The 2710-nt window shown below is 74.9% G+C and carries 2 protein-coding genes and 1 pseudogene; all 3 read right to left on the bottom strand.

The window, feature by feature from the left end; all coding sequences use genetic code 11:
* A pseudogene (locus ACTUAL_RS27860) lies at window positions 1-517 on the bottom strand (hypothetical protein); the annotation flags it as partial.
* Window positions 518-658: 141 nt separating this feature from the next.
* A complete protein-coding gene (locus ACTUAL_RS27865; RefSeq protein ID WP_440902318.1) occupies window positions 659-1546 on the bottom strand; it encodes a hypothetical protein in 888 nt (295 codons plus the stop codon).
* A gap of 495 nt (window positions 1547-2041) precedes the next feature.
* The coding region (locus ACTUAL_RS27870; protein WP_440902319.1) for an SdrD B-like domain-containing protein at window positions 2042-2710 on the bottom strand (669 nt) is incomplete at its 5' end.

Here is a 2710-nt window from a genome sequence, read left to right on the forward strand (position 1 = left end):
CGCACATCCCGGCCTTGATGGTCGCCGCCCACTTCTGCTTGACCGGGGCCACGCTGACCTCGGGGGTCTGGGTCCCGGTCAGCGGCGTCGACGCGGTGGACGTGGAGTCCGAGTCGGAGAACAGGCTCCGCGCGACCAGGCGGACGCCGATGCCCACACCGAGGATCATCAGCACGCTGAGGACGGCCGAGAGCGCCTTCGGCAACCCCTTCTTCTGCGGCGGAACACCACCCGGCGGCATCATCGCGTAATTCGGGTGCGGCGGGGGGCCGAAACCGGGGGCGGGCTGACCGTACTGGGGTGCGGGCTGACCGTACTGGGGATCGGGCTGCCCGTATTGAGGGGTGGGCTGTCCGTACTGCGGATCGGGCTGCCCGTAGTGAGGGGCGGGCTGTCCGTACTGGGCAGCGGGCTGTCCGTAGTGCCCGTTCTCGGGGAACTGCTGCCCGTATTGCCCGTTGCCGGGGGCTCCGCCGGGATGACCGCCCTGGTCGTGCGGGGGCTGGGGTGTGCTCATGGGGACCTTCGTTGTGACCGGTGCTGCCCGTGGAAAGGCTGGACGGGCGCACGCTATAGGCGCGCCCGACCCCGCACTGCGCTTTCGCCGGAAAAAGCCGGGGCGTTTCCCGTGACGTCGGCCGCACGCTCCGCGCGGCGACTACGGCTTGACCAGGCAGATGACCAGCTGGGGCTGCGGGAACGTGAAGTACGAGTAGGCGCCCTGGACGTTGCACTTGCTGTGGTCCTGGGTGTCCTTCACGAACTCGGTGACCTTCCGCAGGTTCGCGTCCGCGCCGGTGCACGGCTGCGCGACGGGCACGTCCAGCGGGCCCGCGCCGGTGTCGTAGCACTCGCCGATGACCAGGTTCGGGATCAGGCAGTAGTCGGTGCGCTCGGCGCCCTCGGCGCGCCACACCGTCGTGTAAGCGGCCTCGCAGGTCCCGTCCACGACGACCTTGCCGACCAGGAAGTTCGTCTTGGTCGGGTCGCAGGCGCCCTCGGTCAGCTCCATCTGCCCGGCGACCGTGGTGGCCTTGACGCACGCCCCGGCCTTGATGCTGCTCCAGTCGCCCCTCGGCGTGGCGCTGGTGCTGGACCTGCGGGTGGTCGGGCTCGCGCTGGAGCTGTCGGGCGCGGCGCTCGACGAGGTCGTGGCGCTGGCCGCCGCCGGGGACGCGGTGTCCGGGGAGTCGTCGCCGGTGAGCGCGAAGACGCCCCAGCCGAGCCCGCCGAGCAGCAGCACGGCCACGACGATCCCGACCGCGAGGGCCGCGCCGTTGCGCTTCTTCGGCGGCACTCCCCCGCCGCCGGGGTACCCGCCGTACTGCCCCTGGTAGCCGCCCGCCGGAAAGGCCTGGGGAAATCCGCCCGGCTGCGCGCCGGGGAATCCGCCCTGGGGGAATCCGCCCTGCGCGCCCGGATATCCGGGTTGGCCGCCCGGATAAGCGCCCTGCGCTCCGGGATGGCCCTGGCCGCCGGGGTGTCCGCCCTGATTACCGGGGTGTCCGCCCTGGGCTCCCGGATAGCCGTTCTGGTTCTGGTCCACGGTGCTGCTCCCGCCCTGCAGTGGGTGGCACGGGGTTCGACGCCCTCGCGTCCCCTCGTTCCACCCTGTGACGGCGGAACGGCCTTCGGCGTTCCCGCGCAATTCGCGCACCGCCGGTGACGACCCCCACACCCTGGGTCGGTTTTCCCGCTCGGGGACGATTCCCGCAAAGGTCGGGACGGCATTACCGGGACAGCCGGGGAAAGGGACGGCGGAGGGCGGGGCCGCCCGCGACGCCACCGCGGGCGCCCGCCCTTCCGCTCCCTCACGGGAGGGTGCCCGCCACCGCGTTCGGGCCCTGCCCCCGAACCCGGCGCGCACCGCTCCGACCGGCCCCGTCGCCGAGAGGGCCGGGCGCCTGGCGGACCCCGTCCGCCCCGCCCCTCTCCGGTGCCGCACGGGCAATGCTGCCCCTCGGGGGCGCGCGGGGTGAGGGGACGACGGTCCCGATCGACCGGGACCCAGGTCCCTTGCGCTCGGGACGGCGGGGCGGACTCAGGCGCGGCGGCGGGCGCGCAGCGCCAGCACCAGGCCCGCGAGCAGCGCGGACGCGCTCAGCGCGAGCAGCGGGAGCACCCCGCGCGCCCCGGTCCCGGCCAGCGCCTGCCCCGGTTCCCGACCGGGCTCCTGTCCCTGGGCGGGCGGCGGCGCGTCGACAGCGGGCCCAGCCTCGTCCACCAGCGGCCCCTGGTCAACCGGCGCGACCGGTTCCGCCGGACCGGGGGACGTCGGCGGGTCCACCGGCGGCTGCGGGTCGACCGGCGGGTCGACGGGCTGCTCCACCGGCACGAGCGCGGCGTCCAGGTCGGCGCGCTGCGTGATGTCCGCCCCGACCACCTGGACCACCAGGTCCCCGCTGGTCAGCGTCACCGGGTCGAACGCGGACCCGACCCGCACGCGCGTCCCCGCGGGCGGGGTGATGCGCACCCGGTAGGAACCGGGGGCCAGGTCCCGGAAGTCGTAGCGCCCGTCCGGCCCGGTCGCCCCGGTCGACGTCGCGGCGCCCTCCAGCGCCACCGCCACCCCCGGCGCGCCCGGCTCGTCCGCGTCCCGCACCCCGTCGCCGTCGGCGTCCTGCCAGGCGAGGCCGCCGAGCGCGCCCAGCTCCTCGCCGAAGTCCACGACCGCGCCGAGCCGCACGGTCAGCGCCACCCGGTCCGGTGT

It is taken from the genome of Actinosynnema sp. (genome assembly GCF_052038725.1).